A 20,904-nucleotide genomic window follows, 5' to 3' on the forward strand; every position below is an offset into this window, starting at 1 on the left:
GCCCGCTCCCACATCGAGTATTCCAATTCTGATTTTTTGTCGGACAAAAAACCCGCCAATCAGCCCCGCCGCGCCGCTGAATCGCATCAGTAACGCCGGTAACACTCCCCTCGTAACAATGCGGTAACACACGCAATTGACTTCCGCTTGGCTCCTCACGACTATAGGCGTCCCGCTGCCGCCAACCCGGCACATACGGGCGCAATCCAGGCCTTATAAGCACGACAAAAGAGCGTGCGCCTGAGTAGACGAAGAATCACGCGCGTTACTCGCAGTAGTTTCCAGAGCGCCTGAACGAGGATTTTTTACATGCCAGCCATCACCCTGACCACGCTCCAGAGCCTCAAGCAGAAAGGTGAAAAGATCACCATGCTGACCTGCTATGACGCGACCTTCGCCCACGCCTGCAACGAGGCCGGTGTCGAAGTGCTGCTGGTGGGCGACTCCCTCGGCATGGTTCTGCAAGGGCACGACAGCACCTTGCCGGTGACCATCGCAGAAATGGCCTACCACACCGCCTGCGTCAAACGCGGCAACACCGACGCCCTGATCCTGGCTGACCTGCCGTTCATGGCCAACGCCACTATCGAACAAACCCTGACCAACAGCGCCACGCTGATGCAGGCCGGCGCGCACATGATCAAGGTCGAAGGTGCGCTGTGGCTGGCGGAGTCGATCCGCCTGCTGGCCGAGCGCGGTGTGCCGGTCTGCGCGCACATGGGCCTGACCCCACAAGCGGTGAACATTCTTGGCGGCTATAAAGTGCAGGGCCGCAACGAGAACCAGGCGCGGCAGATGCGTGCCGACGCGATCTCGCTGGAACAGGCCGGCGCAGCCATGCTGCTGCTGGAATGCGTGCCGAGCGAACTGGCCGCCGAAATCAGCCAGGCCGTGAAGATTCCGGTCATCGGCATCGGCGCCGGTAGCGATACCGACGGCCAGGTACTGGTGCTGCACGACATGCTCGGCCTGTCGATCACCGGCCGCGTGCCGAAATTCGTCAAGAACTTCATGCAGGGTCAGGACAGCATCCAGTCCGCACTGAAGGCCTACGTCAACGAAGTCAAAGGCGTTACTTTCCCTGGGATCGAACACGGATTCTCTGCATGAACACCGTTAAAACCGTACGCGAACTGCGCGCCGCCGTGGCCCGCGCCCGCAGTGAAGGCAAGCGCATCGGCTTCGTGCCGACCATGGGCAACCTGCACAGCGGCCATGTCGCGCTGATCACCAAAGCCACGCAGCGCGTGGACTTCGTGGTCGCGAGCATTTTCGTCAACCCGCTGCAGTTCGGCGCCGGCGAAGACCTCGACAAGTACCCGCGCACCCTGGCGGCGGATCAGGAGAAGCTGCTGCAAGCCGGCTGCCACTTGCTGTTCGCCCCGACCGTCGAAGAGATGTACCCCGACGGCATGGCCGGGCAGACCCGGGTCAGCGTGCCGCAACTGTCCGAAGGCCTGTGCGGCGCTAGCCGTCCGGGGCACTTCGAAGGCGTGGCGACGGTGGTCAGCAAGCTGTTCAACATGGTTCAGCCGGATCTGGCGATCTTCGGCCAGAAAGACTTCCAGCAACTGGCGGTGATCCGCGCGCTGGTGCATGACCTGAACATGCCAATCCAGATCATAGGCGAACCCACCGTGCGTGCGGCCGATGGCCTGGCGCTGTCGTCGCGCAACGGCTTCCTCAGCGAAGATCAACGTGCCGTGGCCCCGGTGGTCTATCGCACCCTGAGCGCGATTGCCGAGTCGATCAAACAAGGTGAGCGTGATTTTCCGGCGCTGATCGCAGCCCAGGTGCAACAGCTGGAAGCCGCCGGCCTGCGTCCGGATTACCTGGAAATCCGTCATGCCCTGACCTTGCGTCCGGCGACGGCAGAAGACCGCGATCTGGTGATTCTGGTGGCCGCGTTCCTCGGCACCACGCGGTTGATCGACAACCTGCACCTGAACCTCGATAGCCCAGTCTAAAAACACCGCAATACCCCTGTGGGAGCGGGCTTGCTCGCGAATGCGGTGCATCATTCAGCAGATAGGTTGATTGACACACCGCATTCGCGAGCAAGCCCGCTCCCACATTGGTTTCTGGTGTCCACACAGACCATATTGCCGCCCCCAAAGCCTTCGGGCACACTGCCCGCCGTTTGCTTCCAACCCGGGAAATCCCTCATGCACGCCATCATGCTCAAGGCCAAACTGCACCGCGCCGAAGTCACTCATGCGGTACTCGATTACGAAGGTTCCTGCGCCATTGATGGCGAGTGGCTGGACTTGTCCGGCATCCGTGAGTACGAGCAGATCCAGATCTATAACGTCGACAATGGCGAGCGCTTCACCACCTACGCGATTCGTGGCGAAGAGGGTTCGCGGATGATTTCGGTCAATGGCGCAGCCGCGCATAAAGCCAAGGTCGGCGACCGCGTGATCATTTGCGCCTACGCCCATTACAGCGAAGCGGAACTGCTGAATTTCAAGCCGCGCATGCTGTACATGGCGCCGGGCAACGAGCTCAGCCACACCAGCAACGCCATTCCGGTTCAGGTGGCCTGAGCCGCTTCGACGCGCCACTCCCCTTCCGTTGGTCGGCCAGTTCCCGGTATTGATGTTAAAAAAGTACAGGGAACAGGTCAGAAGAAGTCAAGACAGATCGCAGCGCGAGGTTTACTGTATTCGCCCTGCGTTGAAAAATCGTGTCGACGCATTTGACCCTCGCCCAAACATGGCGTATCGGTCTGTTCTGTGTTCAAAAGGCCGTTCAAGTAAAAAGGAAAACCGCAGCGATGGCGTACTACCGCACTCCTCATGACGTTACCGCTCTGCCTGCCTGGCAGGCGTTGAAAGATCACCGCCAAGCCATGCAGGATTTCAGCATGCGCGAAGCCTTCAACGCCGATCCGCAGCGCTTCAATCAATTCACGCTCAGCAGCTGCGGACTGTTTCTCGATTATTCGAAGAACCTGATCAACGCCGAAACCCGCAACCTGCTGGTGGGTCTGGCCAATGAAGTCGATCTGAAAGGCGCGATCAAAGCGCTGTTCGACGGCGAAATCGTCAACGCCTCCGAAGGCCGCCCGGCGCTGCACACCGCCCTGCGCCGTCCGGTCGGCGACAAGCTATCGGTCAACGGCGTCAACGTGATGCCGGAAGTGCACAAGGTGCTGAACCAGATCACGGATCTGGTCGGCCGCATCCACGACGGCCTGTGGCGTGGTTACACCGAGAAGCCGATCACTGACGTGGTCAACATCGGCATCGGTGGTTCGTTCCTCGGCCCGGAGCTGGTCTCCGAAGCGCTGTTGTCCTACGCGCAGAAAGGCGTGCGTTGCCACTACCTGGCGAACATCGACGGCAGTGAGTTCCACGAACTGACGCAAAAGTTGCGCGCCGAAACCACACTGTTCATCGTTTCGTCGAAATCCTTCAACACCCTCGAAACCCTGAAGAACGCTCAGGCCGCACGCGCCTGGTATCTGGCTCAGGGTGGTTCGGAAGCCGAGCTGTATCGCCACTTCATCGCGGTATCGAGCAACAACGCCGCGGCCGTTGCGTTCGGCATCCGTGAAGAAAACATCTTCCCGATGTGGGACTGGGTCGGCGGTCGTTACTCGCTGTGGTCGGCCATCGGTCTGCCGATTGCCCTGGCCATCGGCATGTCCAACTTCAAGGAACTGCTGTCCGGTGCCTACACCATGGACCAGCATTTCCAGAGCGCACCGTTCGAACAGAACATGCCGGTGCTGCTGGCCCTGCTCGGCGTGTGGTACGGCAACTTCTGGGGCGCGCAAAGCCACGCGATCCTGCCGTACGACCACTACCTGCGCAACATCACCAAGCACTTGCAACAGCTGGACATGGAGTCCAACGGCAAGAGCGTGCGTCAGGACGGCACCTCGGTGTCGACCGATACCGGCCCGGTGATCTGGGGTGGCGTCGGCTGCAACGGTCAACACGCGTATCACCAGTTGCTGCACCAGGGCACCCAACTGATCCCGGCCGATTTCATCGTGCCGATCGTCAGCTTCAACCCGGTCTCCGATCACCATCAGTGGCTGTATGCCAACTGCCTGTCGCAGAGCCAGGCGCTGATGCTCGGCAAGACCCTGCCGGAAGCCGAAGCCGAACTGCGCGAAAAAGGCATGAGCGAAGAGCAGGTGCACAAACTCGCACCGCACAAGGTGATCCCGGGCAACCGCCCGAGCAATACCATTGTGGTCGAGCGTATCAGCCCGCGTCGTCTCGGCGCGCTGGTCGCCATGTATGAGCACAAAGTGTTCGTGCAGAGCGTGGTCTGGGGCATCAACGCCTTCGACCAGTGGGGCGTGGAACTGGGCAAGGAATTGGGCAAAGGCGTTTACAACCGTCTGGTCGGCAGCGATGAAACCGTCGCTGACGATGCTTCTACCCAGGGCCTGATCAACTACTTCCGCGGTCGTCACCGCGGGTGATTTGATAGTGCGGCCCACAGGTTTTGGTTCCCCGGATCCTGTGGGCAAAAAATCCCTTGTAGGAGTGAGCCTGCTCGCGATCGCGGGGTGTCAATCAGCATTGATGTTGAATGACACACCGCGATCGCGAGCAGGCTCACTCCTACAGTTGTTTTAGGGTGTATTCAAAATCAGGCTCAAACATCAGATTCCTGATGCGGCTTGAACCCTTGGCCCTCTCGGCGCATCTTTATTCTTCGCACAACAAGAATAAGGAACCGTCATGTTCGATATCAGCACGTTCCCCAAAGCCGATGCCGTCCGCCGGGCTGCGCAGTTGAGTCAGGACGACTATAAGCGTCTGTACCGCGAATCCATTGAACACCCCAGCGCCTTCTGGGCCGAACAGGCCACGCGCTTCCTTGACTGGAGCACACCGTGGCAGACCGTGCAGCGCTACGACCTGAAAACCGGTGAAGCGTCCTGGTTTGCCGGCGGCCAACTGAACGTCAGTTACAACTGCATCGACCGTCACCTCGCCCAGCGCGGCGAGCAGACTGCGATCCTCTGGGAAGGTGACGACCCGGCCGAATCAGCGCAGATCACCTACAAAAAACTCCACCATCATGTCTGCCGCCTGGCCAATGTGCTGAAAAGCCGTGGGGTGAAAAAAGGTGATCGGGTGTGCATCTACATGCCGATGATCCCCGAGGCGGCCTACGCCATGCTCGCCTGCGCGCGGATCGGCGCGATTCACTCGGTGGTGTTCGGCGGCTTCTCCCCGGACTCCTTGCGTGACCGCATTCTCGATGCCGACTGCCGCACCGTGATCACCGCCGATGAAGGCGTACGCGGCGGCAAGTTCGTGCCACTCAAGCACAACGTCGACAAGGCCCTGCAAAGTTGTCCGGACGTCAGCACCGTCGTCGTAGTCGAGCGCAGCCAAGGCAAAGTCGATTGGGTCGAAGGCCGTGACCTCTGGTATCACCAGGCCGTGCGTGACGTCAGCGATGACTGCCCGCCGGAGCCAATGGATGCCGAGGATCCGCTGTTCATCCTTTACACCTCCGGCAGCACCGGCAAACCCAAGGGCGTGCTGCACACCACTGGCGGCTACCTGCTGCAAGCGGCGATGACCTTCAAATACGTGCTCGATTACCGCGATGGCGAGGTGTTCTGGTGCACCGCCGACGTCGGCTGGGTGACCGGCCACAGCTACATCGTCTACGGCCCGCTGGCCAACGGCGCGACCACGCTGATCTTCGAAGGCGTGCCAAGTTATCCGAGCACCTCGCGCTTTTGGCAGGTGATCGACAAACACCACGTCAACATTTTCTACACCGCGCCGACCGCCCTGCGCGCGTTGATGCGCGAAGGCGCCGGGCCGTTGCAGGAAACGTCGCGCGCCAGCCTCAGATTACTCGGCAGTGTCGGTGAGCCAATCAACCCGGAAGCGTGGGAATGGTATTTCAACGTGGTCGGCGAGCAGCGCTGCCCAATTGTCGATACCTGGTGGCAGACCGAAACCGGCGGCATCATGCTCAGCCCGCTGGTCAGTGCGCAACGAATCAAGCCGGGTTGCGCCACGCAGCCGATGTTCGGTGTGCAACCAGTGCTGCTCGACGAGCACGGCAAGGAAATCAAAGGCGCCGGCAGCGGCGTGCTGGCGATCAAATCCAGCTGGCCGGCGCAGATCCGCAGCGTCTACGGCGACCCGCAACGGATGGTCGACACCTATTTCAAACCCTACCCCGGCTATTACTTCACTGGCGACGGCGCACGCCGTGACGAGGACGGCGACTACTGGATCACCGGACGCATCGATGACGTGATCAACGTCTCCGGCCACCGCATCGGCACCGCCGAAGTGGAAAGCGCGCTGGTGCTGCACGACAGCATCGCCGAGGCGGCCGTGGTCGGTTACCCGCACGACGTCAAAGGCCAGGGCATCTACGCCTTCGTCACCCCCATGAACGGCGTCGAACCGAGCGATGAGCTGAAGAAAGAATTGCTGGCCCACGTCAGCAAGGAAATCGGCAGCTTCGCCAAACCGGACCTGATCCAGTGGGCACCGGCCTTGCCGAAAACCCGTTCAGGCAAGATCATGCGGCGGATCCTGCGCAAGATTGCCTGCAACGAACTCGATAGCCTCGGCGACACTTCGACCCTGGCCGATCCGAGCGTAGTACAAGGCTTGATCGACAAACGCCTGAATCAGTAACGTCCCCGGCGCGGTCAACCGGCCGCGCCCGTCCACCCGCAATGAGTTGTCATGGAATTCATCCGCAGCCGTATCGAACAGCAACTCATGAGCCTGACCGGGCTGTCGCTCGGTCAGCTTGACCTGGAAAATCCCAAGGGCGATCCCGGGCTGTTCGGCCCGGACTCGATCAGTTGGCAAGTGCACGGCGATTTCAGCAGCATGCTGATCGGCGGCATCAGCGCGTTGTTGCTGCAAGCCCTGCATCCGCTGGCGCTGGCCGGGGTCTGGGATCATTCGAATTTTCGTCAGGACATGCTCGGACGTTTGCGCCGCACCAGTCAGTTTGTCTCCGGCACCACCTTCGGCTCGCGCCGCGACGCCGAATGGCTGATCGACAAAGTGCGCGCCATTCACCTGCAAGTGGTCGGTACCGCGCCGGATGGCCGGCCGTATGCGGCCAGCGATCCGGACCTGCTGACCTGGGTGCATGTGGCCGAAGTCAGCAACTTCCTCGCCGCGCATTTGCGTTACCGCAATCCGCAATTGTCGGCGGCGGATCAGGATCGTTACTACGCTGAAATCGCCGTGGTCGCCGAGCGCCTGGGTGCGCGGCATGTGCCGAAATCGCGGCAGGCCGTGGCTGACTATCTGCAATGCATGCGCCCGCAACTGCTCTGTGATGAGCGCAGCCGCGAAGTCCTGCGCCTGCTGCTCGATGCCCCGGCACCGAGCGTGCTGGCCCGACCGTTTGGCGACTTGATGATGAAGGCCGGCATCGATCTGTTGCCGGACTGGGCCAGCGCCATGTTCGGCATACGGCAGAACCCGCTGCAACGCCAGTTGATCCGAGCCAGCGTGAAGCGCAGTGCGCCGATGCTGCGCTGGGCGATGCGCAATGGCTCGGTGCAGCGGGCACAGCGGCGGATGGGAATTCTGACCTGAAAAGCATCGCGAGCAGGCTCACTCCTACAGGGACCTTCCTGCGCAACACTGATCCCTTGTAGGAGTGAGCCTGCTCGCGATGGAAGCACCTCGGTTGCCCGCCAAACTGCTAAACTCCCGCGCCTCAATTCTCATCAGCAAGGCGCACGCATGTCTTCCTTGAATCAGGCGCTGCGCGCCGCCCTCGACAAACGCCAGGACCTGCTCGCTGAGCTGCACAGCCAGGGCACCGATTGCTACCGGCTGTTCCACGGCAGCCAGGAAGGCGCCGGTGGCCTGACCGTCGACCGCTACGGTCCGCAATTGCTGGTGCAAAGTTTTCACCAGACGCTGGAGCGTGACGACCTGCTGCAACTGCACGCCATAGTCAATCAGACCCTGGGCTTTGACACCCTGCTGGTCTACAACGACCGCTCCCGGGGCAACTCGCGCATCGACCGCGAAGACAGCGTCTACAAAGCTGACGCCGCCGCGCTGGCGGATCTGGTCGGTCACGAATGGGGCCTGAACTATCGCGTGCGCGGGCGACATGCCGGGCAGGATCCGCTGCTGTTTCTCGACCTGCGCAACACTCGCGGCTGGGTCAAGGATCACGCCAAGGGCAAAAGTGTGCTCAACCTCTTTGCCTACACCTGTGGCGTCGGCCTGAGTGCCGCTGCCGGTGGCGCGCGCGAGGTGTGTAACCTCGACTTCGCCGAAGGCAATCTGGCAGTCGGCCGAGAAAACGGCCTGCTCAACCCGCAATTGCCCGAGATGCAATTCATCCAGTCCGATTACTTCCCGGCGATCCGTCAGCTCGCCGGCCTGCCGATCAGCCAGCGGCGCGGGCAGAAACTGCCGAGCTATCAGCGCCTCGACCAGCGTCAATACGATCTGGTGCTGCTCGATCCACCGGCCTGGGCCAAGAGTGCGTTCGGCACCGTCGACCTGCTGCGCGACTATCAGAGCCTGCTCAAGCCGGCGCTGCTGACCACCGCTGACAACGGCGTGCTGATCTGCTGCAACAATCTGGCGAAGGTCAGCATGGACGACTGGCGCGAACAGGTCCTGCGTTGTGCAGAGAAGGCCGGGCGACCGGTGCGCGAATGGAGCGTGATGACTCCGGGCGCGGATTTCCCGTCGCTGGACCAACAGCCACCGCTGAAAACCCTGATCCTGCAGTTGTAACCCCCCCCTGCGGGACTGGCAACCATCCAATGTGGGAGCGAGCTTGCTCGCGAAGGCGGCGCGTCAGTCAGCATATTTCTCGACTGATCCGCCGCTTTCGCGAGCAAGCTCGCTCCCACAGTGTCTTGGTCCTACAGAACAATCTGAACAATCCTGCCCCCCACGAGGTACTTCGGAACCAGAATCGCGTGCCATACTCCAAGGCACTCCGATTCAGAGATGAAGCCGCACATGCCCAAAGGATTGATTCGCGCGATTGGCGCCTTGTTGACTGCTCTGGCCCTCTACAGCCTGCTGGGGTTTCTGATTTTGCCAGGCATCGCCCTGCGTATCGCCAACCAGCAACTGGCGAACTACGCCACGGTGCCGGCGCATATCCAGCGCATCGAACTCAATCCGTTCAGCCTGGAAGTCACCCTGTGGGGCTTGGTCGTCGGTGAGCCGGGCAAGGAGCAGGTCGGCTTCGAGCGGCTGTATGCCAACCTGCAACTCGACAGCCTGTGGACCAAAGCGCTGCACCTGGCCGATATCGAGCTGGACAAGCCCAAGACCGAAATCCTCTTCGCCAAGGACGGCCAGCTCAATCTGCTGGGCCTGTTCAAAATTCCCGCCAGCGAACCGACCCCGGCCGATCCGAATGCCAAGCCGTTCCCGCTGCGCATCGATCGCATCCAGCTGGCCGGTGGCAATGTACATTTCCAGGACGCCCGTCCGAGTGAACCGATCGAGTTCATCTACGACAAGCTCGACTTCGAGCTGAAAAACCTCAGCACTCTGCCCGACGACAACGCCGACATGACCCTGGTCGCCGCCGGCCCGGCCGGTGGGCAGATCGACTGGAAGGGCAACTTCAGCCTGATCCCGTTCACCTCCGAAGGCACACTGAAAGTCACCGACGGCAAGATGAAGTCATTCTGGCCCTACGTGCGTGACGCGCTGCCGCTGGTACTCGAAGACGGCGTGCTGAATCTCAGCACCGAGTACAAACTGAATCTGTCGAAAGAAACCGAACTGCTGTTGAACAACGTCGCGGTGAGCATTGCGCCGTTCGCGATCAAGGCGCCGGACGGGCGTCCGTTGGCAAAACTCGAACGCCTCGACGTCAGCGAAACCTCGCTGGACCTGGCCAAACAGCAAGTAGTGGTCGGCAAGATCCGCAGCAACAAACTGGAAACCTGGGCTGCGCTCGAAGCCGACGGCCAGCTCGACTGGCAGAAACTGTTCGCCAGCCAGCCATCGAAACCTGCCGCCAAGGCCGCCGCCGAACCCAAGACCACTCCGGCCGCCGCCGACTCGCCGAAAGCGCCGGCCGCGCCGAGCAAGCCCTGGCAAGTGCTGCTCAAAGACGTCCAGCTACGCAACTACACCGTGCATCTCGCCGACCGTTCGGCCAACCCGCCGGTGGCGCTGGATGTGACGCCGCTGAACATTGATCTGCAGGATTTCGACAGCCTCAACGGTTCGCCCTTCAAGGTCAGGCTCGACAGCGGCTTGGGCAAACAAGGCAAGATCAACGCCGATGGCGTGGTCAACCTCGCGCCGGTCACCGCCCAGCTCAATGTGAAAACCCAGGACATCGACCTGCGGGTTGCACAGTCCTACATCAATCCGTTCATTCGCCTTGAGCTGCGCAGCGGCATGCTCGGCAGCGACCTCAAGGTCAACCTCAAGAGCACCGCCCCCCTGGCACTCGGCGTGACCGGGCGCGCGCAGATCGATCAACTGCACACCCTCGACACCCTGAAAACCCGCGACTTCCTCAAGTGGCAGCAAGTGGTGGTGGAAGGCATCAACTATCAACACGGTGACAGCCTGTCGATCGACAAGGTCAACCTGTTCCAGCCCTATGTGCGTTTCATGATCAACGATGACCGCACCACCAACATCGACGACCTGCTGATCCCGCAGCCCGCCGACAATGGTGCGAAAACCGCAGCGGCGAAACCGGCCAGTAAAGACAAACCACTGGGCATTCACATCGGCGCGATTGCGATCAACGACGGCTCGGCCAACTTCGCCGACTTCAGCCTGACGCCGAATTTCGCTACGGCGGTTCAACAGCTCAACGGCCAGATCGGCACCATCGACAGCCGTCAGGCGAAACCGGCCAGCGTCGACATCAAGGGCAAGGTCGACCGCTATGCCCCGGTGACCATCAAAGGCGCGGTCAATCCGTTCGACCCGATGGCCAGCCTCGACATCGCCACCAGTTTCAAACGCGTCGAGCTGACTACCCTGACCCCGTATTCCGGCAAGTTCGCCGGTTACCGCATCCGCAAGGGCCGGCTCAACCTCGACCTGCATTACCTGATCACCAAGGGCCAGTTGAAGGCTGAAAACAAAGTGGTGGTCGAGCAACTGCAACTCGGTGAAAAAGTCGACAGCCCGGATGCCGTGAGCCTGCCGCTGAAACTGGCGATTGCCCTGCTCAAGGACGTAGACGGCAAGATCTCCATCGAACTACCAGTGACCGGCGACCTCAACAACCCGCAGTTCAGCGTGATGCCGATTGTCTGGCAGACCCTGCGCAACCTGATCGTCAAGGCCGCCGCCGCACCGTTCAAGATGATTGGCGGGCTGATCAACGGTGGCGGCTCCGAAGACCTCGGTACCGTGTCCTTTGCTGCGGGCTCAAGCGATTTGAGCAAGGATGCAGAAGCAGCGCTGGATAAACTGTCCCAAGCCCTCAAGGAACGTCCAGCCCTGCGTCTGGAAATCGAAGGCACTGCCGCACAGAGCAGCGACGGCCCGTTGATTGCCGAGCAGCGTCTGGAGCGCGAATACCAGTACAACTACTACAAGATGCTCCAGCGCCGGGGCGACAAGGTGCCGGCCCAGGCGTCCCTGCTGCAAGTGCCGGACAGCGAGAAAGGCCCGCTGCTCGAAGGCATCTACCGTACCCGTCTGAAAACTCAGCCACCGGCCGAATGGAAAGATCTGGGCAAAGAAGAACGCACGGCGAAAATGCGTGATGGTGTGATCAAGTTCTGGAGTTCCAGCGATGTGCTGCTGCGGCAGTTGGGTCAGGAACGCGCCAGCAGCATCAAGGACTATCTGGTCGACAAAGGTCAACTGGCCGATGATCGGGTGTACTTCATCGACGCTAACCTTGGCGAGGCCGAAAGCGATGGTCGGGTCGTGACGCAAATGCATCTGGACGCCGAATGATGAAGCGCAAATGGCTGGCTGCGTTGACGCTGCTGCTCGCTGGCAGCCCTGCGCTGGCCTCCGACACGCTGCGCTGTGGCAGCCAGTTGGTCAGCCTCGGTGACCGCGCCAGCGAAGTGCTGCAGAAGTGCGGCGAACCGGTAAGCCGCGACGTCCTCGGCTACAAGCGCAGCGCCAACCGCCGCGAAGAATTTCAGGTCGAGGAATGGACCTACGGCCCGAGCAACGGCATGTATCAATATCTGCGCTTTGAAGGCAATCGTCTGCGGCAGATCAACAGCAAGCGCGGTAATTAATTCACCCCCCCTGTAGGAGTGAGCCTGCTCGCGATAGCGGTGTGTCAGTCAGCAGATTTCTCAATCTGACACACCGCTATCGCGAGCAGGCTCACTCCTACAATTGTTTTGTGGTGCCCCTGAAATAGAACAGGCCCCGACACAAGTGCCGGGGCCCGTAATGGTCACATCCGTGTGACCGTTCGCATGAACTCTAAAGTTGCGGCAGACGTATTGCTCGGCCCGTCTGTCGCGCCTTCTCCCGGTCCAGGCGAGAAGTCATGCCTTACTCGGCTTTCAGGCCGTCAGCGGAGACCGCTTTGACGCCTTTGATTTTCTTGGCGATAGCCACGGCGGTGGTTTTCTGAGCCTCGGTCACTGCAACAGTGGAGGACAGGGATACAACGCCTTTGTTGGTTTCAACTTTGATATCGGTACCTGGGATGCCTTTTTCGGTTACCAGGTCGCTTTTGACTTTGGTAGTGATCCAGGTATCGGAAGTAGCTTCTTTAGCCTTGGTCATTTCACCAGCAGCCAGAGTCATTGGAGCCTGAGTAGCCTGGGTGGATTGTGCGAAAGCACCGGAAGCCATGGTCAGGGTCAGCGCGGTAGCAGCAGCGGCAGTGATAGCGAACTTCTTCATACGAGTAACTCCTGTTTTTCTGGAAAGTCTGCTGGTTGTCTTGTCAGCAGGGTTACTGGGTATATTGCGAAGGCTGTGCCAACTTTTCGAAAGACAATAAATCCTTTTAAATCAATGAGTTATGAATTAAGCAAATTTTCGGAATCATGCAATTTGCATGACAAGTGCATTATCGACATGCAAGTTGCGGCTTTTCGGAAAGTTCCTAACACGCTGAAATTCTTGAAGCTTTTTTCCAGCGTCAAAAGACAAAAAAATGCCCCGCAAAGCGGGGCATCCGGTGACGCTTGTCGAGTCAATCAGGCACCGCTGCCTGGGCAACCCTTAGGCGCGTAGTCGGCGTTCACCGTCGAAGCGCAGCTCCAGACACCCGCCGCCGAGCCGGTCCCCGAAGAACGAGTCAGCGTGATGGTTTTGCCCAGCACTGGAGCCGGGGCGTTGGCCAAGGTGCAGACGATGGTCCCCGCGCCAGTCGACGCCGTGCCGGACGCGGTCACGGTGCCGCAATTGGTGGTAGTAAACGACGCGCTACCTGCCACCAGCGTCAGCGTCGGGTCCGTACCTTGATTAATGGTGTCCTCGAAAGGCACTTTTAGCGCGCTGATTTCCGCCAGCCCGGCAGTGACTTTCGAGCGTGCCTGATACTTGGTGTATTGCGGCAGGGCAATCGTCGCCAGAATCCCGATGATCGCTACCACGATCAGCAGCTCGATCAGAGTGAAACCTTTTTGGTTGTTCATAGACAGGCTCTCCATGCATGAGTCGGAATCTCATGATCTGCAAAGGGCTCAGCATAGGCCGTGCCAACCGCTTGCAGACCCCGCACGCTCGGCATAAAGGTGCCGTGTCGCGCTTTCCTACAACCCGTAACCGCACTATCTGACACTTTTTGTCACCTGTACCGGGCGTGTTTGGCGCTGTCACTTGACTAGGCTATAAGTCATGAACTGTCAGCATCCGGAATCCCCATGAATGACATCGCTCTGAGCGGTCTGGCCAAGCAATTGGTGCAGGCCGAACTGCTTACGGAAAAAAGCGCCCAGCAGGCCTGGCAACAGGCGCAGCGCAATCGGCTGTCGCTGGTCAGCTACCTGGTGCAGAACAAACTGGTGAAGAGCTCACAGGTGGCCGAGATCGCTTCCGAGCATTTCGGCATGGCCTTCATGGACCTCAATTGCCTGGACAAGGAAACCCAGCCCAAAGGCCTGGTCAGTGAAAAACTGGTGCGACAGCATCACGCCCTGCCCTTGTGGAGGCGTGGCAACAAGCTGTTCGTGGGCATTTCCGACCCGAGCAATCATCAGGCGATCAATGACATTCAGTTCAGCACCGGGCTGAGCACCGAAGCCATTCTGGTGGAGGACGACAAGCTCACCGAGGCCATCGAGAAATTCTTCGACACCCACGCCAGCGGCCTCGAAGAAATGGCCGACGTCGATCTCGACGGCGTGGATGTCGAGTCCGTCGACGACAGCCGCCAGGACGCCATCGGCGGACTCGACGCCGATGACGCGCCGGTCGTGCGCTTCGTGCACAAGATGCTGCTCGACGCGATCAAGAGTGGCTCCTCTGACCTGCACTTCGAACCTTACGAAAAGACCTTCCGGGTGCGGGTGCGCACCGATGGCATCCTGCGCGAGGTGGCCAAACCGCCGATCCAGTTGGCCGGGCGAATCGCCGCACGCCTGAAAGTCATGGCCAGCCTGGATATCTCGGAGCGCCGCAAACCCCAGGACGGGCGGATCAAGATGCGCCTGTCGAAGACCAAGTCCATCGACTTCCGGGTCAACACTTTGCCGACCCTGTGGGGCGAAAAAGTGGTGATCCGGATTCTCGACCCGTCCAGCGCGCAGATCGGCATCGATGCATTGGGTTACGAACCGGCGCAGAAAGAACTGTACATGGCAGCGCTCAAGCAGCCTCAAGGGATGATTCTGGTAACCGGGCCAACGGGTTCGGGGAAAACCGTATCGCTGTACACCGGCCTCAATATCCTCAACACCGTCGACATCAACATTTCCACCGCCGAAGACCCGGTGGAAATCAACATGGAAGGCATCAACCAGGTCAACGTCAATCCGAAACAGGGGCTGGATTTTGCTCAGGCCCTGCGTTCGTTTCTGCGGCAGGATCCGGACGTGATCATGGTCGGGGAAATCCGCGACCTGGAAACCGCCGAAATCGCGATCAAGGCCGCGCAGACCGGCCACCTGGTGCTGTCCACGCTGCACACCAACAGCGCCGCCGAAACCCTGACCCGTCTGCACAACATGGGCATTCCCGGGTTCAACATCGCCACCTCGGTCAGCCTGATCATCGCCCAGCGCCTGGCGCGCAAGCTGTGCAGCCACTGCAAGAAACCGATCGAGATCCCCCGCGAAACGCTGATCAAGGAAGGTTTCCCGCCGGAACAGATCGGCAGTTTCACGATCTATGAGCCGGTCGGTTGCGACCTCTGCAACGGCGGCTACAAGGGACGCGTGGGGATTTACGAAGTGGTTAAAAACACCCCTGACCTGCAACGGCTGATCATGGCCGAAGGCAATTCGCTGGAAATCGACAGCCAGATGCGTCGCGACGGCTTCGACGACCTGCGCACCTCGGGCCTGCACAAGGCCATGCAAGGCATCACCAGCCTGGAAGAAATCAACCGGGTCACCAAGGACTGAACATGGCGGTCAAGGCAGCGAAAATCAGCATCTACGCCTGGGAAGGCACGGATCGCAAAGGCAGCAAAGTCACGGGCGAGTTGAGCGGGCAGAACCCCGCGCTGATCAAGGCCCAACTGCGCAAGCAAGGAATCAATCCGGGCAAGGTACGGAAGAAATCCACCTCCCTGCTCAGCCTCGGCAAACGCATCAAGGCCCAGGACATCGCCCTGTTCACCCGGCAGATGGCAACCATGATGAAAGCCGGCGTACCGCTGCTGCAGTCGTTCGACATCATTGGCGAAGGCTTCGACAACCCGGCGATGCGCAAACTGGTAGACGAGGTGAAGCAGGAAGTGGCCGCCGGCAACAGCTTCGCCGCCGCACTGCGCAAGAAACCGCAGTATTTCGATGAGCTGTATTGCAACCTGGTGGATGCCGGCGAGCAATCCGGCGCCCTCGATACGTTGCTTGAGCGGGTCGCGACCTATAAGGAAAAAAGCGAAGCGCTCAAGGCCAAGATCAAGAAAGCCCTGACCTACCCCAGCGCCGTGGTGCTGGTGGCAATGGTCGTTACCGGGATTCTGCTGGTAAAAGTGGTGCCGCAGTTTCAGTCGGTATTTTCCGGCTTCGGCGCCGAATTGCCGGCCTTCACCCTGATGGTGATCAGTATCTCGGAGTTCATGCAGCAATGGTGGTGGGCGGTGCTTGGTGCGCTGATTGCTGCGGTGTTCGGCATCCGCCATGCGCTGAAGAAATCCCAGGCCTTGCGCGACCGCAAAGACACCTGGCTGCTGAAGCTGCCGCTGGTGGGCACGCTGATGTACAAATCGGCGGTGGCGCGATTCGCCCGCACCCTGTCGACTACCTTTGCCGCTGGCGTACCGCTGGTGGAGGCACTGGATTCGGTGGCGGGTGCCACCGGTAACGTGGTGTTCAAACGCGCGGTGCTGCGCATCCGTCAGGACGTCGCCACCGGCATGCAGCTGAATTTTTCCATGCGCAGCACCGGAGTCTTCCCCAACATGGCGGTGCAGATGACCGCCATCGGTGAGGAATCGGGCGCGCTGGATGACATGCTCGACAAGGTCGCCGGCTTTTATGAAGAGGAAGTGGATAACATGGTCGACAACCTCACCAGCCTGATGGAGCCGTTCGTCATGGTGGTGCTCGGGGTCATCGTCGGCGGGCTGGTCGTGGCCATGTACCTGCCGATCTTCCAGCTTGGCTCAGCGATCTGACATGCCTATCGACGAACTCTTCAGTCTGTATCCGCTGGCCTTTGTGTGCACCGCCCTGCTGTTGGGTCTGGTGGTCGGCAGTTTCCTCAACGTACTGGTCTGGCGCCTGCCGAGAATGCTCGAGCGCGATTGGCGCCAGCAGGCGCAGGACGTCCTCGGCCTGCCGACCGAAACGCCACTGCCGACCTACAACCTGATGCTGCCGCACTCCCAGTGCCCACACTGCGGCCACCGGATTCGGGCTTGGGAAAACATTCCGCTGCTCAGTTACCTGGTGCTGCGCGGACGCTGTTCGGCGTGTGCCGCGCCCATCAGCAAACGTTATCCCCTGACCGAACTGGCCTGCGGCCTGCTTTCGGCATTCGTTGCCTGGCATTTGGGTTTCGGCTGGCCGGCGGGCCTGTTGATCGTCCTTACCTGGGGGCTGCTGGCGATGAGCCTGATCGACACCGAACATCAACTGCTGCCCGATGTGCTGGTGTTGCCGTTGTTGTGGCTGGGGCTGATCGTCAACAGTTTCGGGCTGTTCGTCTCGCTGCACGCGGCGTTGTGGGGTGCGGTGGCCGGTTACATGGCGCTGTGGTCGGTGTTCTGGCTGTTCAAGCTGCTGACCGGCAAGGACGGCATCGGCCACGGCGATTTCAAGCTGCTGGCGCTGCTCGGGGCCTGGGGCGGCTGGCAGATTCTGCCGCTGACAATCCTGCTGTCGTCGCTGGTGGGGGCGATTGTCGGAGTGATTCTGCTACGTCTGCGTGAGCAGAAAACCTCGACGCCGATCCCCTTCGGCCCGTATCTGGCAATTGCCGGCTGGATTGCCTTGCTCTGGGGTGGTCAAATAACCGACTTCTATTGGCAGTTTGTCGGTTTGAAATGAATACCCCTGTGGAAAAACCCTGGATTCTCGGCCTGACCGGCGGCATCGGCAGCGGCAAAAGCGCCGCGGCCCAGCACTTCATCGATCTCGGGATCCATGTGGTCGACGCCGACCACGCGGCGCGCTGGGTGGTCGAGCCGGGGCGCCCGGCACTGGCGAAGATTGCTGAACACTTCGGTTCCGGTGTCCTGCAAGCCGATGGCACGCTGAACCGTGCGGCCCTGCGCAAGTTGATCTTTGAAGTGCCTGAAGAACGCCGCTGGCTCGAAGCCCTGCTGCATCCGTTGATCGCCGAGGAAATCGCGCACCATCTGGGGCTGGCAACATCGCCTTACGCGATTCTGGTTTCACCGTTGCTGATCGAATCCGGGCAGTACGCGATGACTCAAAGAATTCTGGTGATCGATGCCCCGCAACAACTGCAGATCGAACGCACCTTGCAGCGTGACCAGACCAGCGAACAGCAGGTCCAGGCGATCCTCAAGGCCCAGTCCAGCCGTGAAGACCGCGTGAGCCGTGCCGATGATGTGGTGGTCAACGACCGCGACCTCGCCTGGTTGCACAGCGAAGTCGAGCGCCTGCATCACTTTTACCTGACTTTATCCGGAGGCCAGTCATGAGCCCTACAACCGTCGAATGCCCAACCTGCGGCGCCCCCGTGGAATTCACCCCAGAGAACAAATTCCGCCCGTTCTGCTCCGATCGCTGCAAGCTGATCGACCTCGGCGCCTGGGCGTCCGAAGAGCACAAGATTCCGGTCGCCCCGGATGCCGAAGACGAAATGTTCTCCGGCGATTTCGACCCGCGTCACTGATCGCGATCAGGGCCGCATGAAGCCGTAGTCCTGATCGTCGTCGAGGTTTTCCGCGAGAAAGCGCAACTCGTCGGCCAGGTCTTCGGCGTTGCGCACCGTCTTGCTCTGTTGCACCACCGCGCTGAGCAAGGCGCGCAGACTCAGGCCCGGATCGAAGCCCACCTCCAGCGCCATGTCCAGACTCTGCCGGGTCTCCTGCCTCGCCCACTCGTAAACACTCATGCCGCTGCTCCTGAAGGAATTTGGCCGAGCATGAAATGCCGCGTGGATGACGGATTTGATGTGGATCAAGACTTGGGGTCGTCGTCCTTCCACGGCGCCGAAAGGTAGCGGGTGCGGTTGAAGGTTTCCAGCCACTCGGGGCTGAACACCACCAGCGCGCTGATCACCATGCCGTTGATAAAGGCTTCGGGAAAGATCAGCAGCCACAGGTAGCCGATGAAATCTTCCAGCCATTCCGGCATGGCAAACAGACCGTCGTACCACAGCAGGCCCAGACTCAGCGTCAGACACAGCAATGCGGACAACGCTGCGGCAAAGAACCCGGAACAGAAGATATACACAAACGGATTACGCGGCTGGGCGCGCTCGACGAGGATCGCCACGCACTCGGTGATCAACACCGGCAACAGGATCAGCAACGTACCGTTGACCCCGACCGCCGCCAGATCCTGGCGCCCGAGCAACACCAGCCCGAGCTGCGCCACCAGCCCGCCGATGATCGCCAGCGGCCAGTCGAGCAGCAACGTCACGGCGGTCATGCCGATGAAGTGATAAGAAACCCCGGTGTCGAAATCCCTGCGCACCATCCACAGCAGAAACAAGGCGAACACAGTGCCGAACAGCAGATGCTGGCGGCGACTGTCAGTGAACAACTCGACCCACGGCGCACGACAGATCGCCCACAACAACACCGGCAGGTAAATCAACCAGCCGAGTGTCAGGCTCGTCGACGACAGCAGTTCTGCACCGATCATGAATCCCTTACCTTCTCCATGGGTTTGATTCCTTCATCGGAGTCTACACCGCCCTCTTCCGGGCATCAGCCGATGCAAAGCTTTCTGCTTGTCGCATTTGAACGCTAAGCTTGGCCTATGGATGACTCAGATTACTTACGCCTGCTGACCATTGCGGCCGAGCAAGCCAACGCGTTCCTGTCCAATGCCCGCAAATGGGAGCGTGAGCGTTGGGTCTGCCAGCGCCTGCTGCAAGGCTTGAACATTCCCTACCGTGCCGATGAGTTCGCCCCCGCCGGCGAGCCGCCGGACGTGCTGTTTCGCGATGCCAATTTCGAAGTGTTCTTCGTTCTCGATGAAGGGCGCCGACTCAACGACGAATGGCGCGATGAACTGCAACGCCGCCGCAGTGCGTTTTCCCTCAGCCAACTGGTGCGCCGTGAAGCCAAGCCACGGCGTATCCCGGCCAATGAGTTCTTGCTGCGACTGGCGCCGACCTTGCGCAAAAAAGCGCACAACTACAAGGAACGCGGCATGGATCTGGGCGAACTGGACATCATTGCCTTCGCCAGCCTCAAGCGCGAAGTGCTGGACCTCAACAGCCATTTTCCACCGCCGACCGAGTATCTGCGTCAGGGTTGGCGCTCGCTGTCGCTGGTCGGCCCGACCTTCGCCCGGGTGCTGTTCGCCCATCCCGATGCGCCGGACTTTCTGCGCAGCAACCTCGGTCGCAGTATCGTCTTCGATGTCGGGATCAGCCTGTGACGCCGCTACAGCAGTTGATCGCCGACGTGCCGCAGACCGGTCGCGTACGCTGGATCGGCGTGCGCCCCGAGTCTCGCGGCCCGATGATCGAGCTAGACGCCGTCGAGGCACGGCTCGAAGCGGGGTTGACCGGCGATCACGCCCGCCCGGGTGTACGCAACGCACGGCAAGTAACGTTGATTCAGTTCGAACACCTGGCGGTCATCAGCGCGTTGATGGGCCGGCCTGACGATCAACCCGTGAGGCCTGAAGACCTGCGGCGCAATCTGGTCATCAGCGGTATCAATCTGTTTAGTCTCAAGGGTCGGCGCTTTCGCATCGGTCAGGCAATATTCGAGACCACCGGTTGGTGCCAGCCCTGCGCGCGCCTGCAAAACAACCTCGGTCCCGGCACCTTTCAAGCGGTGCGCGGGCATGGCGGAATTACCGCGCGGGTGTTACAAAGCGGGATCATTCGCCTCGACGACGGTGTGTCTGTCGAACCGGTTCCGGACAGCGGCTATGCTGCGTTCAACCCCGGTTGAAAACCGCTGTAGCTTCTGCACATTCAGCAACGTCTACCTGACGAGGCCTTTATGACCAGCCGCCTGAACCCCGAAGACCAAAAGCATGTCGAAGAGTACCTGCAACTGTCCCAACACCGTGTCGAGCGACGGCCTTTTCGGCCGTGGATGCTCCTGGTGCTGGTGCTGGCAGTGACCATTGGTCTGGGCTTGCTGAGCCGACTCATCAGTTACCTGACGCTATGAGCTGCATTGCGCTCGCGAAGGTGATTGCACCGATTTCCT

The 20,904-nt window shown here is 60.4% G+C and carries 21 protein-coding genes; 17 read left to right on the forward strand and 4 right to left on the reverse strand.

All coding sequences use genetic code 11. The annotated features are described in order from the left end of the window. The first annotated feature begins 309 nt into the window (after positions 1-309). The 9 genes from panB (at position 310) to ACOYXI_RS14960 (ending at position 12,196) form a co-directional block, all read left to right on the forward strand. Positions 310-1,110: a 3-methyl-2-oxobutanoate hydroxymethyltransferase gene (gene panB, locus ACOYXI_RS14920; protein WP_095668303.1), complete on the forward strand. Its 801-nt coding sequence runs from the start codon at positions 310-312 to the stop codon at positions 1,108-1,110. Continuing rightward, positions 1,107-1,967, forward strand: a complete 861-nt coding sequence (panC, locus tag ACOYXI_RS14925; RefSeq protein ID WP_135296580.1) for a pantoate--beta-alanine ligase — start codon at positions 1,107-1,109, stop codon at positions 1,965-1,967. The genes panB and panC overlap by 4 nt, the downstream gene beginning before the upstream one ends. Before the next feature lie 198 nt (positions 1,968-2,165). Beyond that, a complete protein-coding gene (gene panD, locus ACOYXI_RS14930; protein WP_003228271.1) occupies positions 2,166-2,546 on the forward strand; it encodes an aspartate 1-decarboxylase in 381 nt (126 codons plus the stop codon). Positions 2,547-2,776: 230 nt separating this feature from the next. Further along, the gene (gene pgi, locus ACOYXI_RS14935; protein ID WP_027614102.1) at positions 2,777-4,441 is read left to right on the forward strand and encodes a glucose-6-phosphate isomerase; all 1,665 of its coding nucleotides are present in this window, start codon (positions 2,777-2,779) and stop codon (positions 4,439-4,441) included. Between the two features lie 262 nt (positions 4,442-4,703). Continuing rightward, positions 4,704-6,641, forward strand: a complete 1,938-nt coding sequence (gene acs / locus ACOYXI_RS14940) for an acetate--CoA ligase (RefSeq protein WP_461674994.1) — start codon at positions 4,704-4,706, stop codon at positions 6,639-6,641. Positions 6,642-6,692: 51 nt separating this feature from the next. After that, positions 6,693-7,565 (forward strand): oxygenase MpaB family protein, encoded by an 873-nt coding sequence (locus tag ACOYXI_RS14945; protein ID WP_461674995.1) that lies wholly within the window; start codon positions 6,693-6,695, stop codon positions 7,563-7,565. A gap of 150 nt (positions 7,566-7,715) precedes the next feature. Then, entirely contained in the window at positions 7,716-8,732 is a 1,017-nt protein-coding gene (locus tag ACOYXI_RS14950) for a class I SAM-dependent rRNA methyltransferase (RefSeq protein WP_461674996.1), read from the forward strand. 219 nt (positions 8,733-8,951) lie between these two features. Further along, positions 8,952-11,900, forward strand: coding sequence for a DUF748 domain-containing protein (locus ACOYXI_RS14955; protein WP_461674997.1), 2,949 nt, complete (start codon positions 8,952-8,954; stop codon positions 11,898-11,900). Then, positions 11,900-12,196 (forward strand): DUF2845 domain-containing protein, encoded by a 297-nt coding sequence (locus ACOYXI_RS14960; protein WP_115988878.1) that lies wholly within the window; start codon positions 11,900-11,902, stop codon positions 12,194-12,196. The genes ACOYXI_RS14955 and ACOYXI_RS14960 overlap by 1 nt, the downstream gene beginning before the upstream one ends. A gap of 265 nt (positions 12,197-12,461) precedes the next feature. Here ACOYXI_RS14960 and ACOYXI_RS14965 read toward each other — a convergent pair whose 3' ends face one another. Further along, positions 12,462-12,818, reverse strand: coding sequence for a BON domain-containing protein (locus ACOYXI_RS14965; protein ID WP_025108814.1), 357 nt, complete (start codon positions 12,816-12,818; stop codon positions 12,462-12,464). A gap of 299 nt (positions 12,819-13,117) precedes the next feature. Next, positions 13,118-13,558 (reverse strand): pilin, encoded by a 441-nt coding sequence (locus ACOYXI_RS14970; RefSeq protein WP_098965660.1) that lies wholly within the window; start codon positions 13,556-13,558, stop codon positions 13,118-13,120. Between the two features lie 228 nt (positions 13,559-13,786). Between ACOYXI_RS14970 and pilB the strand changes: the two genes are divergently transcribed. From pilB to yacG, 5 genes are read left to right on the forward strand one after another with little or no spacing between them, the layout of a single operon-like run. Beyond that, complete coding sequence (gene pilB, locus ACOYXI_RS14975; RefSeq protein WP_097089222.1) at positions 13,787-15,487, forward strand: type IV-A pilus assembly ATPase PilB; 1,701 nt, start codon at positions 13,787-13,789, stop codon at positions 15,485-15,487. Between the two features lie 2 nt (positions 15,488-15,489). After that, complete coding sequence (locus ACOYXI_RS14980; RefSeq protein ID WP_096795218.1) at positions 15,490-16,707, forward strand: type II secretion system F family protein; 1,218 nt, start codon at positions 15,490-15,492, stop codon at positions 16,705-16,707. A 1-nt stretch (position 16,708) separates the two neighbouring features. Then, positions 16,709-17,581 (forward strand): prepilin peptidase, encoded by an 873-nt coding sequence (locus ACOYXI_RS14985; protein WP_134787355.1) that lies wholly within the window; start codon positions 16,709-16,711, stop codon positions 17,579-17,581. Then, positions 17,578-18,201, forward strand: a complete 624-nt coding sequence (gene coaE, locus ACOYXI_RS14990; protein WP_461674998.1) for a dephospho-CoA kinase — start codon at positions 17,578-17,580, stop codon at positions 18,199-18,201. The genes ACOYXI_RS14985 and coaE overlap by 4 nt, the downstream gene beginning before the upstream one ends. Next, positions 18,198-18,395 (forward strand): DNA gyrase inhibitor YacG, encoded by a 198-nt coding sequence (gene yacG / locus ACOYXI_RS14995; protein ID WP_003228296.1) that lies wholly within the window; start codon positions 18,198-18,200, stop codon positions 18,393-18,395. Before coaE ends, yacG begins: the two co-directional genes overlap by 4 nt. A gap of 6 nt (positions 18,396-18,401) precedes the next feature. Here the strand turns inward: yacG and ACOYXI_RS15000 are convergent, their stop codons facing one another. Together ACOYXI_RS15000 and ACOYXI_RS15005 are read right to left on the reverse strand one after the other, a co-directional pair. Next, entirely contained in the window at positions 18,402-18,617 is a 216-nt protein-coding gene (locus ACOYXI_RS15000; RefSeq protein ID WP_003228298.1) for a hypothetical protein, read from the reverse strand. Positions 18,618-18,682: 65 nt separating this feature from the next. Further along, on the reverse strand, positions 18,683-19,372 hold the full coding sequence (locus ACOYXI_RS15005) for an energy-coupling factor ABC transporter permease (protein ID WP_135296585.1): 690 nt from the start codon (positions 19,370-19,372) through the stop codon (positions 18,683-18,685). Between the two features lie 117 nt (positions 19,373-19,489). Here ACOYXI_RS15005 and ACOYXI_RS15010 point away from each other — a divergent pair, with 117 nt between their 5' ends. The 3 genes from ACOYXI_RS15010 to ACOYXI_RS15020 are packed head-to-tail and all read left to right on the forward strand — an operon-like array spanning position 19,490 to position 20,865. After that, positions 19,490-20,116: a DUF1780 domain-containing protein gene (locus tag ACOYXI_RS15010; RefSeq protein WP_003228301.1), complete on the forward strand. Its 627-nt coding sequence runs from the start codon at positions 19,490-19,492 to the stop codon at positions 20,114-20,116. Continuing rightward, positions 20,113-20,640 carry an MOSC domain-containing protein gene (locus ACOYXI_RS15015; protein WP_098965671.1) on the forward strand — a complete coding sequence of 176 codons (528 nt, stop codon included), beginning with the start codon at positions 20,113-20,115 and terminating at the stop codon, positions 20,638-20,640. Before ACOYXI_RS15010 ends, ACOYXI_RS15015 begins: the two co-directional genes overlap by 4 nt. Positions 20,641-20,691: 51 nt before the next feature. Next, the gene (locus ACOYXI_RS15020) at positions 20,692-20,865 is read left to right on the forward strand and encodes a DUF3094 family protein (RefSeq protein ID WP_003228304.1); all 174 of its coding nucleotides are present in this window, start codon (positions 20,692-20,694) and stop codon (positions 20,863-20,865) included. Positions 20,866-20,904 lie beyond the last annotated feature (39 nt).

The organism is Pseudomonas sp. G3-19, from assembly GCF_054855875.1.

Coding starts and splice junctions, on each gene's coding strand:
- ACOYXI_RS15010 (WP_003228301.1), top strand. CDS start 19,490: ATGGATGACTCAGATTACTTACGCCTGCTGACCATTGCGGCCGAGCAA.
- ACOYXI_RS15005 (WP_135296585.1), bottom strand. CDS start 19,372: ATGATCGGTGCAGAACTGCTGTCGTCGACGAGCCTGACACTCGGCTGG.
- pgi (WP_027614102.1), top strand. CDS start 2,777: ATGGCGTACTACCGCACTCCTCATGACGTTACCGCTCTGCCTGCCTGG.
- ACOYXI_RS15020 (WP_003228304.1), top strand. CDS start 20,692: ATGACCAGCCGCCTGAACCCCGAAGACCAAAAGCATGTCGAAGAGTAC.
- ACOYXI_RS14950 (WP_461674996.1), top strand. CDS start 7,716: ATGTCTTCCTTGAATCAGGCGCTGCGCGCCGCCCTCGACAAACGCCAG.
- panB (WP_095668303.1), top strand. CDS start 310: ATGCCAGCCATCACCCTGACCACGCTCCAGAGCCTCAAGCAGAAAGGT.
- ACOYXI_RS14955 (WP_461674997.1), top strand. CDS start 8,952: ATGAAGCCGCACATGCCCAAAGGATTGATTCGCGCGATTGGCGCCTTG.
- ACOYXI_RS14980 (WP_096795218.1), top strand. CDS start 15,490: ATGGCGGTCAAGGCAGCGAAAATCAGCATCTACGCCTGGGAAGGCACG.
- ACOYXI_RS14985 (WP_134787355.1), top strand. CDS start 16,709: ATGCCTATCGACGAACTCTTCAGTCTGTATCCGCTGGCCTTTGTGTGC.
- ACOYXI_RS14965 (WP_025108814.1), bottom strand. CDS start 12,818: ATGAAGAAGTTCGCTATCACTGCCGCTGCTGCTACCGCGCTGACCCTG.
- ACOYXI_RS15000 (WP_003228298.1), bottom strand. CDS start 18,617: ATGAGTGTTTACGAGTGGGCGAGGCAGGAGACCCGGCAGAGTCTGGAC.
- ACOYXI_RS14970 (WP_098965660.1), bottom strand. CDS start 13,558: ATGAACAACCAAAAAGGTTTCACTCTGATCGAGCTGCTGATCGTGGTA.
- ACOYXI_RS14945 (WP_461674995.1), top strand. CDS start 6,693: ATGGAATTCATCCGCAGCCGTATCGAACAGCAACTCATGAGCCTGACC.
- ACOYXI_RS14960 (WP_115988878.1), top strand. CDS start 11,900: ATGAAGCGCAAATGGCTGGCTGCGTTGACGCTGCTGCTCGCTGGCAGC.
- panC (WP_135296580.1), top strand. CDS start 1,107: ATGAACACCGTTAAAACCGTACGCGAACTGCGCGCCGCCGTGGCCCGC.
- yacG (WP_003228296.1), top strand. CDS start 18,198: ATGAGCCCTACAACCGTCGAATGCCCAACCTGCGGCGCCCCCGTGGAA.
- panD (WP_003228271.1), top strand. CDS start 2,166: ATGCACGCCATCATGCTCAAGGCCAAACTGCACCGCGCCGAAGTCACT.
- pilB (WP_097089222.1), top strand. CDS start 13,787: ATGAATGACATCGCTCTGAGCGGTCTGGCCAAGCAATTGGTGCAGGCC.
- acs (WP_461674994.1), top strand. CDS start 4,704: ATGTTCGATATCAGCACGTTCCCCAAAGCCGATGCCGTCCGCCGGGCT.
- coaE (WP_461674998.1), top strand. CDS start 17,578: ATGAATACCCCTGTGGAAAAACCCTGGATTCTCGGCCTGACCGGCGGC.